Here is a 13,202-nt window from a genome sequence, read left to right as displayed (position 1 = left end):
ACCACTCAAGCAAAAGACCGGAGAAACACCATGCAGAAGAGAAACAAGACGGTCGCCGTCATTGGTGCCGGTGATTACATCGGCGGTGAGATCGCCAAGAAGTTCGCCGCCGAGGGCTTCACGATCTTCGCCGGTCGCCGCAATGGCGACAAGCTGGCGCCGCTGGTCAAGGAGATCGAGGCCGCCGGTGGCGAGATTCATGCGCGATCGCTCGATGCGCGCAAGGAGGAGGAGATCATCTCCTTCCTCAACGATGCCGACAAGCATGCGCCGCTGGAAGTCTGCATCTTCAACATCGGCGCCAACGTCAACTTCCCGATCCTCGAGACCACCGAGCGTGTGTTCCGCAAGGTCTGGGAGATGGCCTGCTATTCCGGATTCCTGGCGGGACGCGAGGCGGCGCGGCTGATGCTGCCGCGCGGCGAGGGCAACATCTTCTTCACTGGCGCGACCGCCTCGCTGCGTGGCGGCAGCGGTTTTGCCGCCTTCGCCAGCGCCAAGTTCGGCCTGCGCGCAGTGGCACAGGCGATGGCGCGCGAACTGGGCCCGAAGAACATCCATGTCGCGCATCTCATCATCGACTCCGGCGTCGACACGGCCTGGGTGCGGGAGCGGCGGGAACAGCTTTGGGGCAAGGAGGCGCTCGACAACCCCGATCTCTTGATGCCGCCGGCTTCGGTCGCCTCGTCCTATTGGCAACTGTACCAGCAACCGAAGAGTGCCTGGACCTTCGAGCTCGAAATCCGGCCCTTCGGCGAGAAGTGGTAGGGAGCAGGTCCGATGGAGCTCGCGCTATCCCCTGACGATGCGGCGTTTCGCGACGAGGTTCGCGCGTTCATCAAGGACAATTATCCGGCGGAGATGCGCGTCGCCAATCCGGAGACCGATCTCTCCAAGGAGCAGATGCTGCTGTGGCATAGAATCCTGCACGGCAAGGGCTGGATCGCGCCGCTCTGGCCGAAGGAATATGGCGGCCCGGGCTGGTCGATCACCCGCCGCTTCATCTTCGAGCAGGAGACGACGCGCGCCGGCACGATGCCGCCGCTGGCGTTCAGCGTCACCATGGTCGGCCCTGTCATCTACACCTTCGGCAACGCGGCGCAGAAGACGAAGTTCTTGCCGCGGATTCTCTCCGGCGAGGACTGGTGGTGCCAGGGTTATTCGGAGCCGGGCTCCGGCTCCGATCTCGCCACCGTTCGCACCAAGGCGGTACGCGATGGCGACCACTATATCGTCAACGGCCACAAGACCTGGACCACTCTGGCGCAGCATGCCGACTGGATCTTCTGCCTGGTGCGGACCGATCCGACGGCGAAGCCGCAATCCGGCATCTCTTTCCTGCTGATCGACATGAAATCGCCCGGTGTCACCGTGCGTCCGATCATCACCATCGACGGCTCGCACGAGGTCAACGACGTTTTCCTGGAGAACGTCCGCGTCCCCGTCGAAAACCTGATCGGCGAGGAGAACAAGGGCTGGACCTACGCCAAGTTCCTGCTCGGCAATGAGCGCACCAGCATGGCCGGGATCGGACGCTCGACGCGTTATATCGATCGGCTGAAGAAGATCGTGAAAGCCGAGATCCCGGAAGACGATCCGGCCCATCTGGAATTCATCCGCGACATCGCCCGCGTCGAGCTCGACGTGCTGGCGCTGGAGGCGACCGAGTTGCGCGTCGTCGCCCAGATGGCGCGCGGCATCGATCCGGGGCCGGCGGCATCGCTGTTCAAGATCCGCGGCACCGAGATCTTCCAGAACATCACCGAACTGACGCACCGCGCGATCGGCAATTACGGGCTGGCGATCCGCGAGCATCCGGTCAGCGCCAACCACTTCATGCCGGGCCCGGACTACGGCCATACGGCATCGGAGAAGTACCTCAACTCGCGCAAGCTCTCGATCTACGGCGGATCGAACGAGATCCAGCGCAACATCATCGCCAAGGCGGTGCTCGGGCTCTAGGGCGCGACGCCCAAACTAAGAACTTGCATCGCGTCACGCTCTGGCAGCAGCGCAACGAGAGGATCGGATGGATATCCAGTTCACGGAAGAGCAGGAATTGTTGCGGTCCAGCGTCCAGCGGCTGCTGCGCGACCAGTATGATTTCGACGCCCGCCGCAAGATCGTCGCGAGCGAGGAAGGTCTTGGCCGCAAGCAATGGGCTGAATTCGCCGAGCTCGGCCTGCTCGCGGCGCCATTCTCGGAAGCCGCAGGTGGACTAGGCGGCGGACCGCTGGCGACCATGATCATCATGCAGGAGTTCGGTCGCCACCTCGTGGTCGAGCCGTTCGTCGAGACAATCGTCGCGGCCGGCGGCCTGATCGAGCAGGTCGGCTCCGAAGTGCAGCAGCAGGCCTTCATCCCCGAGATCATCTCGGGAACGAAGCTCTGGGCGCTGGCCTGGACCGAGCGGGGCTCGCGGTTCGATCTCGCGACCGTTACCACCACAGCGCGCCGCGACGGCGATGGCTACTTGCTCACCGGCGAGAAGACTGCGGTGCTGGCCGCGCCCTGGGCGGACTATCTCATCGTCTCCGCGCGCACCTCGGGCCATCGCCACGATCGCGGTGGTGTCAGCCTGTTCGTGGTCGATCGCCGCGCCGCCAATCTCGATCTGCAAAGCTTCAAGACCATCGACGGCCGCCGCGCGGCCGAAATCAGCCTGCGCGGCGTCCGCGCGGAATTGCTCGGCAGGGAAGGCGAGGGCGTGGCCGCGCTCGAAGCCTGCCGCGACCGCGCGATCGGCGCGCTCTGTGCCGAGGCGGTCGGTGCGATCGGCGAGCTGAATGCGGCGACCCTGGAGTATTCCAAGACGCGCAAGCAGTTCGGCACCACGATCGGCAGCTTCCAGGTGTTGCAGCACCGGATGGTCGACATGTTCATCGCGCATCAGGAGGCGCTGTCCTTGATGCAGCATCTGTCGCTCAGCTTGAACGAGGGTGAAGCCGGCCTGTCCCGGCTGGCGTCGGGCGCAAAATCCAAGATCGGCTATGCCGGCAAGTTCGTCGCCGATCAGGCCGTGCAGCTCCACGGCGGCATGGGCATGACCGACGAGCTCAATGTCGGCCACTACTTCAAGCGGATTTCCTCCATCAACATCCAGTTCGGCGATCCCGCCTATCACGTGCTGCGCTATGCGCAGCTCGACGCGGCCGCTTAAAGCCAGAGAGGCAAGCATGTCACCAGATGCAGTGATCGTTTCCACGGCGCGCACCGGCGTCGGCAAGGCCTATCGCGGCGCACTCAACAACACCGACGGCCCGACCCTGGCCGGTCATGTGATGGCGGAGGCGGTGAAACGCGCCGGCATCGCGCCGGGCGAAGTCGAGGACGTGGTGATGGGCTGCGCCATGCAGCAGGGCACCATGGTGATGAACGTCGCCCGCAAGGGTGCGATCCGCGCGGGGCTTCCTGTCACGGTCGCCGGCACCACCATCGACCGGCAATGCGCCTCCGGCTTGCAGGCGATCGCGGTCGCCGCGCGCTCGGTGATGCTCGATGGCGTCGAGATCGCGATCGGTGGCGGCATCGAATCGATCAGCCTGGTGCAGAACGAGCACATGAACCGGTTCCACGCCGTCGACGACGAGCTGATGGCGATGAAGCCGGAGATGTACATGTCGATGCTGGAGACGGCCGAGGTCGTCGCCGAACGCTATGGGATCGGCCGCGACAAGCAGGACGAGTACAGCCTGAAGTGCCAGCGCCGCGTCGGCGCCGCGTTGCAGGGCGGCCGCTTCAACGATGAGATCGTGCCGATCACGACGAAAATGGCCGTCGTCAACAAGGACACCAAGGACGTCAGCTTTCAGCAGGTGACGCTGGCGAAGGACGAAGGCCCCCGGCCGGACACCACGGCGGACGGCCTCGCCAAGATCAAGCCGGTGTTCGAGGGCAAGACCATCAGCGCCGGCAACGCCAGCCAGCTCTCCGACGGTGCTTCCGCCTGTGTGATCATGAGCGACAAGATCGCCGCGCAGAAAGGCTTGAAGCCGCTCGGCATCTTCCGCGGCTTCGTCGCCGCCGGCGTCGAGCCGGACGAGATGGGCGTCGGCCCGGTCGCCGCGATCCCGCGGTTGCTGAAGCGGCACAACCTCAAGATCGACGACATCGATCTCTGGGAACTCAACGAAGCCTACGCGGTGCAGGTGATCTATTGCCGCGACAAGCTCGGCATCGACCCGGACAGGCTGAACGTCAATGGCGGCTCGATCGCGATCGGTCACCCCTATGGCATGACCGGCGCGCGGCTCACCGGCCACCTCCTGATCGAGGGCCGCCGGCGCAAGGCCAAATACGGCGTGGTGACCATGTGCATCGGCGGCGGCATGGGCGCGGCCGGTCTGTTCGAAATCATCAATTGATCGGAAACGCGGGAGAGACTTGTGAAGACAGCAATCACTGAACTGTTCGGTATCCAGCATCCGATCATCCAGGGCGGCATGCATTATGTCGGCTTTGCCGAGATGGCGGCGGCGGTCTCCAATGCCGGCGGCCTCGGCATCATCACCGGCCTGACCCAGCGGACGCCGGAATTGCTGGCCAAGGAGATCGCGCGCTGCCGCGACATGACGGACAAGCCGATCGGCGTCAACCTCACCTTCCTGCCGAGCTTCACCGCGCCGCCCTATCCGGAATACATCGCCGCGATCCGCGAGGGCGACGTCAAGGCGGTGGAGACCGCGGGCCGCAGCCCCGAGCAGTACATGCCGGCGCTGAAGGCCGCCGGCATTAAGGTGATCCACAAATGCACCTCGGTGCGGCATTCGCTGAAAGCCGAGAAGATCGGCTGCGATGCGGTCAGCGTCGATGGCTTCGAGTGCGGCGGCCATCCCGGCGAGGACGACATCCCGAACATGATCCTGCTGCCGCGCGCGGCGGACGAACTGACGATCCCGTTCGTCGCCTCCGGCGGCATGGCGGATGCGCGCAGCCTGGTGGCGGCGCTGTCGATGGGCGCTGCCGGCATGAACATGGGCACCCGCTTCATCGCAACCAAGGAAGCGCCGGTTCATCCCAACGTGAAGCAGGCGCTGCTCGATGCCGACGAGCTCGACACAAGGCTGGTGATGCGCGCGCTGCGCAACACCGAGCGGGTGCTGAAGAACAAGGGCGTCGACGAATTGCTCGAGATCGAGCGCGAGAAGGGCAAGACGCTGAAGATCGAGGACATCCACGAGCAGGTCGCCGGCGTCTACCCGAAGGTGATGATCGATGGCGAGATGGATGCCGGCGCCTGGAGCTGCGGCATGGTGGTCGGCCTGATCCATGACATCCCGACCGTCAAGGAATTGATCGACCGCATCATGTCCGAGGCCGAGACGATCATCCGGCAGCGCCTGACCGGCTTCCTCGACGGCAAGTTCGACGCCAAGCCGGCCCGCGCGGTCGCCTGAGGGAGAATGCCATGACCGAGCATGTCGAGGTCGAGATCGCTGCAGGGGTGATGACGCTGACCTTGCGGCGGCCCGAGAAGAAGAATGCGCTGACCGGCGCCATGTATGACGCGATGTCGAGCGCGCTGAAGCAGGCCGAGGCGGATCCGTCCGTACGCGTGATCCTGTTCCAGGGCGATGGCGACAGCTTCACCGCCGGCAACGACCTGGCCGACTTCGCGAGCCAGGCACGCGGTGAGAGCGCGGTCGATAGTCCGGCGCATCGCTTCATCGAAACCATCAGCAAGGTCGGCAAGCCGTTGGTCGCGGCGGTGCAGGGCAATGCGGTCGGCGTCGGCACCACCATGCTGCTGCATTGCGACCTGGTCTATCTCGCCGAGAATGCCCGGTTGATCACGCCGTTCGTCAATCTGGCGCTGGTGCCGGAGGCGGCGTCGAGCTGGCTGCTGCCGCTGCGGATCGGGCACGCGCGGGCCTACGCGATGTTCGCGCTCGGCGAGCCGATGGATGCGCAGGGCGCGCTGGCCTCCGGTCTCGCCAACGCCGTGGTGCCGCAAGCGGATCTGCGCAAGAAGGCGCATGACGCGGCGATCGCGCTGACCAAACGGCCGGCCGGCTCGCTCGGCATGACCAAGCAGCTGATGCGCGAGCACCAGCGGATCGCGGCGCAGATCGCCGAGGAAGGCGTGCTGTTCAAGGAAAGGCTGACCACGCCCGAGGCGCGAGAGGCGTTTGCCGCCTTCGCGGAGCGGCGCCAGCCGGATTTTTCCAAGCTGTCGGCCTGACCGGCGACGTAACGCACGGAACCATCGAGGGAGTGAAGCATGCACGTTGCCGGCAGCCATCAATACCCCACCATGGAATCCGTGATCTACGGCAAGCCCGCAGCCGAAGCGCTGCGCGAGGAGGCCGAGCGGCTGGACGCGAGGCGCGTCTACCTGATCGCCAGCCGGACGCTGAACACCACGACCGACGAGATCGAGAAGATCCGCAAAAGTCTCGGCGATCGTCATGCCGCCACTTTCGACGGCGTGCCGCAGCACACGACGCGCGATGTCGTGACGCAGATCGCGAGGCAAGCCAGCGAAGCCAGGGCTGACCTCGTGGTCGCGATCGGCGGCGGCTCGGTGGTCGATGCGGCGAAGATTGTCTTGATGTGTATCGAGCATGAGATCTTCGAGCCCGCGGGGCTCGACGGCTTCGAAACCACGCCGGACCGCCGGTTCGGGCCGTTCCGGACCCCGAAGGTCCGGATGATCGCGATCCCCAGCACGCTGTCGGGCGGCGAATACAATTCCGGCGCGCTGGTGACCGACACCAGCCGCAAGCTGAAGCAGATCTTCAACCATCCGATGATGATGCCGCGCAGCATCATCCTCGATCCGGCGATCACGAAGTATACCCCGGAGAAGCTCTGGCTCGGCTCCGGCACGCGCGCGATGGACCATGGCATCGAGGCGATCTGCTCCAGCCGTCCGAACGTGCTGGTCGACGCGGTGTGCCAGCAAGGTTTGCGCTATCTGCACGACGGCCTGCTGCGCACCAAGGCCAATCCCGATGATGAGGCGGCGCGGCTGAATTGCCAACTCGGCTCGTGGCTATCCGCGTTCGGATTGCAGTCGCGGGTGCCGATGGGCGCCAGCCACGCCATCGGCCATGTGCTCGGCGGCACCTGCGACGTGCCGCACTATTTCTGCACGGCAGTGATGATGCCGAGCGTGCTGCGCTACAACCACCCCGCGACGGAAAAGGCCCAGCAAGCGATCGCCGCCGCGCTCGGCGCGCCGGGGCGCGACGCCGGCGAGGCGTTCGCAGGCTTCATCGCGGAGCTCGGCCTGCCACGCCGGCTCGCAGATGTCGGCGTTGGCGAAGATCGCTTCGAGTTGATCGGTCGGAACGCGATGCTGTCGATCTTCACGCGCGCCAACCCGCAACCGATCCGCGAGCCCGATGACGTCGTCAAGATCTTGAAGCTCGCCGCCTGAGATAACAGCACCCGGAGCCGCCATCATGGCCGCCTTGCGCATCTTCTCCTATCTGCCGAACCCGCGGGTCTGGAAGGCCACCATCGCCGCGCGGTTCTGCGGCGTCGACGTCGAGGTCAGGGGCGCCTCGGGCAAGGAGTTGCGCGATTGGCTGTGGGACTACGATGCCCATCCCCTGACCGAGCAGGAACGCACCGCGCTGTCGTCGCTGGCGCGGACCGGACGGGTCGGCCTGACCGGTGCGCAGCTGTTCAAGACCGATGCCTTCATGGCGGCGCAGCCATTCGGCAACGTGCCGGCGGCGTTCGGACCTGACGGCGAGGTCGGAATATTCGAATCCAACAGCATCATGCGTGCGGTGGCGCGGCTCGGAGAAGGCAAGTTCCCGCTCTACGGGCGCGACGCCTATGAGGCATCCAGGATCGACAGCTTTCTCGATGTCAGCCTGGTGTTCGCGCGGGATTCGCAGATCTATCTGCTCGCGCTGTCGGGCGGGACGGTCGACGCGGCGATTCATGCCCGCGCCAGGGATGCGTTCGCGATCTATGCGTCCGGGATCGAGCAGGCGCTGTCGTCCCGGCGCGAGACGCTGGTCGGGGACGGCATCTCGATTGCCGACATCTGCTTTGCCGCCGAGCTCGCGCTGTTCATGAACGAGTACGGGCGGAGCGAGCAATTGGACAAACAGGGATTGACCAGGATCCTGCATCCCGGGGTGCAGGATGGGTATCCGCTGATGTTCGCCCATTTTGCCCGGCTGGTCGCGCACGCGCATTTTGCGCCGGACCTCAAGCCTTACGTCGAGAAGCTGCGGTCGAAGGCTGCGGCCGAACCATGACACCTGCTGGCTCTAACGCGGAGGAGTGATCGCATGACCGCACCCGTCTGTCTGATATCCGGTGTCGGCCCCGGCACTGGTTCGGCGCTCGCCAGAAGGTTCGCTGAAGGCGGCTATCGCGTCGCGCTGCTCGCCCGGAACGAGGAGCGGCTCGCCGCGCTCGAAAGACAGTTGCCCGGTGCAAAAGCCTATCGATGCGACGTGTCCGATCCCGCTGACGTCGAGACGGTGGCTTCCGCCGTGGAGCGCGATCTCGGCAGTCCTGAGGTCGTGATCCACAATGCGGTCGGCGGGGCATTCGGCACCTTCCGCGAGATCGATCCGCAGATTCTCAATCGCAACTTCCAGGTCAACACGATGGGCTTGTTGTATTTGGCAAGGCGATTTGCCCCGGCGATGGTCAGCGCCGGCAAGGGCGCCATCGTCGCCTCCGGCAACACGTCGGCCTTACGCGGCAAGGCCGGCTTTGCAGGGTTCGCGCCGACCAAGGCGGCGCAGCGGATCCTTGCCGAGGCGATGGCCCGCGATCTCGGGCCGCAGGGCGTGCACGTTGCCTATGTCGTGATCGACGCGGTGATCGATCTGGAGTGGACGCGGAAGCGCTGGCCGGAGCGGCCGGACGACTTCTTCATCAAGCCACGGGCGATCGCCGACGAGGTCTGGCACGTCGTCCATCAGGATCGCAGCGCGTGGTCGTTCAATGTCGAGATCAGGCCGTTCGGTGAGGTCTGGTAGTCCACGCGTCGGTTGCAAGTGACGGTCAATTCAAAAAGAACTCGGGGGAGTGTAATGCTGTTGAGGAAGTTTGCTGTTTCTATCGCGATGCTTGCGGCGTTTGCCGGTGCTCCAGTGAGCGCCGAGACGCCCGGCGTGTCCGAATCCGAAATCAAGATCGGGGCGACATTCCCGTTCAGCGGCCCGGCATCTCCGCTCAGCAATACCGGCAAGGGCCTGATTGCCTACGTCCATTCCATCAACGACCGGGGCGGCATCAATGGCCGCAAGATCAACCTCATCACCTACGATGACGCTTATTCACCGCCCAAGGCCGTGGAGCAGACCCGGAAGCTGATCGAGAGCGACGAGGTGGCATTCCTGTTCGGCCCGCTCGGAACGCCCGGCATCGGCGCGACCATCAAATACGTCAACGCCAAGAAGGTGCCGCATCTGTTCGTCGTCAGCGGTGTGACCAAGTTTGCCAATTTCAACGAGTTTCCGCTGACCACCACGGGATTGCCGAGCTACAGCACCGAAGGAAAGATCTACGCGAAATACATCGCGCAGACCGCGCCCGATGCGAAGATCGCGATCCTCTACCAGAACGACGATCTCGGCCGCGATTTCGTCGCGGCGTTCAAGGACACGCTGAAGGCGGATTTCGACAAGAAGGTGGTGACCTCGCCCTATGAGGTCACCGAGCCCACCATCGAATCCCGCGTGGTGACGCTGAAGGCGTCCGGCGCCCAGGCGTTCCTGATCGCCGGCACGCCGAAATTCGCCGCGCAGGCGATCAAGAAGGCGAGCGAGATCGGCTGGACGCCGCTCACCATCGTCAACTACGTGTCGAGCTCGGTCTCCGCGACCATCGTGCCTGCCGGCGCCGACAAGGCGGTGGGCGTCGTGGTGGCGACCATCACCAAGGATCCGAACGACAAGAGGTGGGCCGACGATCCCGGCATGAAGTGGTATCGCGCCCATTTCGAGAAATACCTTCCCGGCGCCGACATCGGTGACAACAACTACCTGTTCGGCACCCAGCAGGGCCAGATCCTGGAACAGGTCCTCAAGCAGTGCGGCGACGACCTGTCGCGCGAGAACATCGTCAAGCAGGCGCGCAACATCAAGGGGCTGGTGCTTCCAACCTTGATGCCGGGCATCACGATCAACACCGGACCCGACAACAGCATGGCCTACACCCAGCTCCAACTGCAACGCTGGACCGGAAGCTCATGGGAGCAGTTCGGCGGCGTGTTGAGCGCCGACTCAAACTGAGCCGACTTATGAGGCGCGCTAGTGGAGCCGCCGTGCGATCGGCTTCGCCAGCGCGCTGTGCCAGTCCCATTGTGATGGCCGGTCGTTCGAGCGAAGGCTGGCCAGGAAGGCCGTGGTCTTCGGCTGAACCCGCGATCCGTCGATCACCTCGAGCTGGCCGCAGCGGTTGAGCGTGTGCAGCTTGCGGCCGGTCCACAGCGGCCCGGGCTTGAGCAGGTGGCGGACGGCCTGCCTGTAGGTCGTCGGCGACAGTTCGAGCACTTCGGCAAGTCCGAGTGCCGCGCCGTATCCGTTGCTGCAATCCTGCACCGGTCGCCACAATTTTCCATTGATGGTGACGAAGTTTCCGGCCGGCCGCGTCGTCGCGCGATCCAGCAGGACGGGATTGCTCGCATGCGGCTGCCACGGCCCGAGCAGCCGGTCGGCATGGTAGATCGCCAGCGTGTCGGAGTATCCGCCGGTGCCGTCGCGCCAGGCGCCGAACATGTAATGCAGGCCGTTGTGCCGCGTGATGGTCACGTCGGCCAGTTCGAGCCCGGAGAGCAGCGTCGAGTGCCGCTCCCACTTGTCCGGAAAGCGGATGCATTTGTAGAGCGGAACGTCGCGATGCGCGGTGCTCTCCGGGATCATCCACAGCTCGCCATTGTCCTCGATCAGGAACGGATAGGACAGGTGCCAGGGCTCTTCGAGCACCGGTAACGCCTTGCCGACCGGGCCGTTGCCGTCGAATTCGATCGCGGAAATGATGCCCTTGCCGACCCGATGGTCGAGATCCTCGAAGAAGACGAACGTTCTGCCCTGCCACTTCACCGGGAAGGGATCGGCATAGAAACGATGTCCGGAATCGCCGAGCACGTTCCAGGTCGGTCCGGACAGGTCACCGCTGCGCCAGACGTCCGCATTCCCGGCGTAGCGCCAGCCGACGTGCCAATGCGGCGCGTAGCAGCACAGCCGATAGATCTCCTTCGCGATCGAAGTCGCCAGGCCCTGCAAGACAAAAGGCGCGGGATTTCGTGCAGTGCCGTCGCTCACCGGAGCAACCAGCTGCGGCACCAGTCGTGGCGCTCCTGACAGGATTGGCGGCAACATGGACAGCGTGCGGACCATGACCGCGTCGAGCCCGCCGCTCAGGCCGGCCGCGATTTCCGCGGAAGGATGGCCGCGGTCCATCACCGCGCCGTCGAACTCATTGACGATTTCGATCACCGGCAGGTCGCCGGCGAGCACCGCCGCCAGCGCGGCGCCTTCTCCCGCATGTCCGTTGAACCGTGGACGGAGATACAGTCTGGCTGAGCACTTCGGATCGCGCTGCGCATCGGTGAAGTCGACCACCACGTCGGGGTTACCTGCGCGAGGCCGCTGCGGAACCTGTGTCAGCCTGTCGGCGCCGACGGTCTTGCCCTTGCGCAGGACGATGCGTTCGAGTTCGAACAGCATGTCGAGGCCTGCGGGTCGCGGCGTCGGCGTCGTGGTCCAGGCGATCTGAACGGGAATATCCTGATCGTTGACGCGTAGCGACTCACGGCACATCCAGAGCCGCGCCTGCTCCCGATCGCAGCGAAACTCGATAATCATGTCCAGCCCAACTTCCTAGTGCGCGTCCATTCCCACGGCATTGCCGAGAATGCGGACGTATTCCTCTATCATGGCATCCAATGAATAGCGCGACTTGAGACCCACGGCGCTTTGCCGCAGCCGGTCGCTCAACGAATGATCTGTCAGGACTTTCGACACCGCGGCCGAGAACTCGGCCTCGTCGGCAGCGTCGACGAACACCGCCGCGGGTTGCCCCTGGTAGGACAGCACCTCGCGCAGCACGGGGAGATCGTTGACCACGCAGGGAATGCCGGCGCTGGCGGCTTCGACGGCGGCGAGGCCAAAGGTTTCCGCCTGAGTGGGGAATACGAACACATCGAGGCAGGCCAGGAAGTCGGCCATCTGGCGCGGCGGAATCTCGCCGATGAAATGGAGCCGGTCCATGACATCAAGCTCATTCGCCAACGCCCTGAGCCGTTCCTCGTCGGCGCCCTGGCCAGCCAGCGCGAGGTGCCAGGATGGGTCGGCAGCCAGCAGGCGAATTGCGGCATCGAGCCGCTTGTGCGGGTGCAGCCGCGCCGCGCAGCCGAGCAGGGTACGCTCCGTCGGCAGCTTGAATTGTTGCCGCGCAACGTCTTTCGGCAGGCTGTGCGACTTGTCGTCGAAGCCGTGCGGGACGTGCTTCATCCGCGCCCGATAGGGCGCTGGATAGCGGGCGTATTCACGTTCCATGTCCCGCGAATTCAGCGTGATGCACTGGAAGAAGCCGGTCGAGCCCATGACGATGTCGGCGGCGCGCACCGGCAGGCTCATCGACAGCGCCGAGGACACCTGGTTGGCGATGACTGGAGCGCGGCAGACGAGACGCGACACGCCGCCGCCGATCACATTGCCGAAGTGCTGAAAGGTCAGGACGACATCGGGCCGGATGGTCCTGAGGTGACCGGCGAGCGTCCGCAGCATCCGCAGCAGCGCCAGCGGGTTTCCCGGGCGGCTCGGCGCGCAATAGAACGTGTTGGGAGGCTCGTCGAAGGAATCCGATTTGCGGAAGAAGAACAGGTTGGCGACGTCATAGCCGCGCGCGATAAGTCCGCTGCCGAGCAGCCGTGATATCTCCTGCGCGCCGGCATTCTCGGCCTGGGTCTGCACCAGGACGACGCGCAGCTTCGGCTTGCTCTCGCGCGATGCGGTCGGTGCCTCGCGCAATTCTGTGCTTGGCCTGTAATGGAGCACGGACTCCTCACCCGTTGAAGGAGTGGATTCGCCTCCTTCATTTTTGTGCGCGTGCTTATCACGCGACGAGCGCTCGTACACCGTGTGGCGCGTATTGAGGTTATTGCTCATTTAGTGCGATCGAACATTGCCGGCAGACAGGAGCCGTTGTCTCGGCGACACGGTACAACCTGCTCGTTAACTAATTGGTTACGGCGGCGCAACAGAAGGGTAACCGCAGAT

Annotated in this window: 12 protein-coding genes; 10 read left to right on the top strand and 2 right to left on the bottom strand. The window is 64.6% G+C overall.

The genetic code is table 11. The features are described 5' to 3' along the window. The first annotated feature begins 30 nt into the window (after positions 1 to 30). The 10 genes from CWS35_RS35920 (at position 31) to CWS35_RS35875 (ending at position 10,211) form a co-directional block, all read left to right on the top strand. Positions 31 to 768 carry an SDR family oxidoreductase gene (locus tag CWS35_RS35920; protein ID WP_024583886.1) on the top strand — a complete coding sequence of 246 codons (738 nt, stop codon included), beginning with the start codon at positions 31 to 33 and terminating at the stop codon, positions 766 to 768. Between the two features lie 12 nt (positions 769 to 780). After that, positions 781 to 1,962 carry an acyl-CoA dehydrogenase family protein gene (locus CWS35_RS35915; protein ID WP_100955765.1) on the top strand — a complete coding sequence of 394 codons (1,182 nt, stop codon included), beginning with the start codon at positions 781 to 783 and terminating at the stop codon, positions 1,960 to 1,962. Between the two features lie 67 nt (positions 1,963 to 2,029). Further along, positions 2,030 to 3,160, top strand: coding sequence for an acyl-CoA dehydrogenase family protein (locus CWS35_RS35910; protein WP_100955764.1), 1,131 nt, complete (start codon positions 2,030 to 2,032; stop codon positions 3,158 to 3,160). Positions 3,161 to 3,176: 16 nt separating this feature from the next. After that, entirely contained in the window at positions 3,177 to 4,364 is a 1,188-nt protein-coding gene (locus CWS35_RS35905; RefSeq protein ID WP_100955763.1) for an acetyl-CoA C-acyltransferase, read from the top strand. Between the two features lie 21 nt (positions 4,365 to 4,385). Then, on the top strand, positions 4,386 to 5,396 hold the full coding sequence (locus CWS35_RS35900) for a nitronate monooxygenase family protein (protein ID WP_024583882.1): 1,011 nt from the start codon (positions 4,386 to 4,388) through the stop codon (positions 5,394 to 5,396). An 11-nt stretch (positions 5,397 to 5,407) separates the two neighbouring features. Further along, a complete protein-coding gene (locus CWS35_RS35895; RefSeq protein ID WP_100955762.1) occupies positions 5,408 to 6,181 on the top strand; it encodes an enoyl-CoA hydratase-related protein in 774 nt (257 codons plus the stop codon). A 39-nt stretch (positions 6,182 to 6,220) separates the two neighbouring features. Continuing rightward, positions 6,221 to 7,381, top strand: a complete 1,161-nt coding sequence (locus CWS35_RS35890; protein WP_100955761.1) for an iron-containing alcohol dehydrogenase — start codon at positions 6,221 to 6,223, stop codon at positions 7,379 to 7,381. 25 nt (positions 7,382 to 7,406) lie between these two features. Beyond that, positions 7,407 to 8,219, top strand: coding sequence for a glutathione S-transferase family protein (locus tag CWS35_RS35885; protein WP_100955760.1), 813 nt, complete (start codon positions 7,407 to 7,409; stop codon positions 8,217 to 8,219). A 33-nt stretch (positions 8,220 to 8,252) separates the two neighbouring features. Then, positions 8,253 to 8,954 carry an SDR family NAD(P)-dependent oxidoreductase gene (locus tag CWS35_RS35880; protein ID WP_100955759.1) on the top strand — a complete coding sequence of 234 codons (702 nt, stop codon included), beginning with the start codon at positions 8,253 to 8,255 and terminating at the stop codon, positions 8,952 to 8,954. A gap of 54 nt (positions 8,955 to 9,008) precedes the next feature. Next, positions 9,009 to 10,211, top strand: a complete 1,203-nt coding sequence (locus CWS35_RS35875; protein ID WP_100955758.1) for an ABC transporter substrate-binding protein — start codon at positions 9,009 to 9,011, stop codon at positions 10,209 to 10,211. Positions 10,212 to 10,229: 18 nt separating this feature from the next. Here CWS35_RS35875 and CWS35_RS35870 read toward each other — a convergent pair whose 3' ends face one another. Further along, the gene (locus CWS35_RS35870; RefSeq protein ID WP_100955757.1) at positions 10,230 to 11,786 is read right to left on the bottom strand and encodes a hypothetical protein; all 1,557 of its coding nucleotides are present in this window, start codon (positions 11,784 to 11,786) and stop codon (positions 10,230 to 10,232) included. Between the two features lie 15 nt (positions 11,787 to 11,801). Further along, entirely contained in the window at positions 11,802 to 12,980 is a 1,179-nt protein-coding gene (locus CWS35_RS35865) for a glycosyltransferase family 4 protein (RefSeq protein ID WP_100955756.1), read from the bottom strand. Positions 12,981 to 13,202: the final 222 nt, after the last annotated feature.

Origin of the sequence: Bradyrhizobium sp. SK17 (assembly GCF_002831585.1) — a bacterium.
Taxonomy (GTDB): domain Bacteria; phylum Pseudomonadota; class Alphaproteobacteria; order Rhizobiales; family Xanthobacteraceae; genus Bradyrhizobium.
Note: the sequence above shows the minus strand (reverse complement) of the source record. Positions and strands in the feature narration are given on the sequence as shown.

Bases quoted from the DNA above. Each gene is read 5' to 3' on its own strand.
- CWS35_RS35915 (WP_100955765.1), top strand. From the start codon at position 781: ATGGAGCTCGCGCTATCCCCTGACGATGCGGCGTTTCGCGACGAGGTT.
- CWS35_RS35880 (WP_100955759.1), top strand. From the start codon at position 8,253: ATGACCGCACCCGTCTGTCTGATATCCGGTGTCGGCCCCGGCACTGGT.
- CWS35_RS35885 (WP_100955760.1), top strand. From the start codon at position 7,407: ATGGCCGCCTTGCGCATCTTCTCCTATCTGCCGAACCCGCGGGTCTGG.
- CWS35_RS35905 (WP_100955763.1), top strand. From the start codon at position 3,177: ATGTCACCAGATGCAGTGATCGTTTCCACGGCGCGCACCGGCGTCGGC.
- CWS35_RS35890 (WP_100955761.1), top strand. From the start codon at position 6,221: ATGCACGTTGCCGGCAGCCATCAATACCCCACCATGGAATCCGTGATC.
- CWS35_RS35910 (WP_100955764.1), top strand. From the start codon at position 2,030: ATGGATATCCAGTTCACGGAAGAGCAGGAATTGTTGCGGTCCAGCGTC.
- CWS35_RS35875 (WP_100955758.1), top strand. From the start codon at position 9,009: ATGCTGTTGAGGAAGTTTGCTGTTTCTATCGCGATGCTTGCGGCGTTT.
- CWS35_RS35870 (WP_100955757.1), bottom strand. From the start codon at position 11,786: ATGATTATCGAGTTTCGCTGCGATCGGGAGCAGGCGCGGCTCTGGATG.
- CWS35_RS35895 (WP_100955762.1), top strand. From the start codon at position 5,408: ATGACCGAGCATGTCGAGGTCGAGATCGCTGCAGGGGTGATGACGCTG.
- CWS35_RS35920 (WP_024583886.1), top strand. From the start codon at position 31: ATGCAGAAGAGAAACAAGACGGTCGCCGTCATTGGTGCCGGTGATTAC.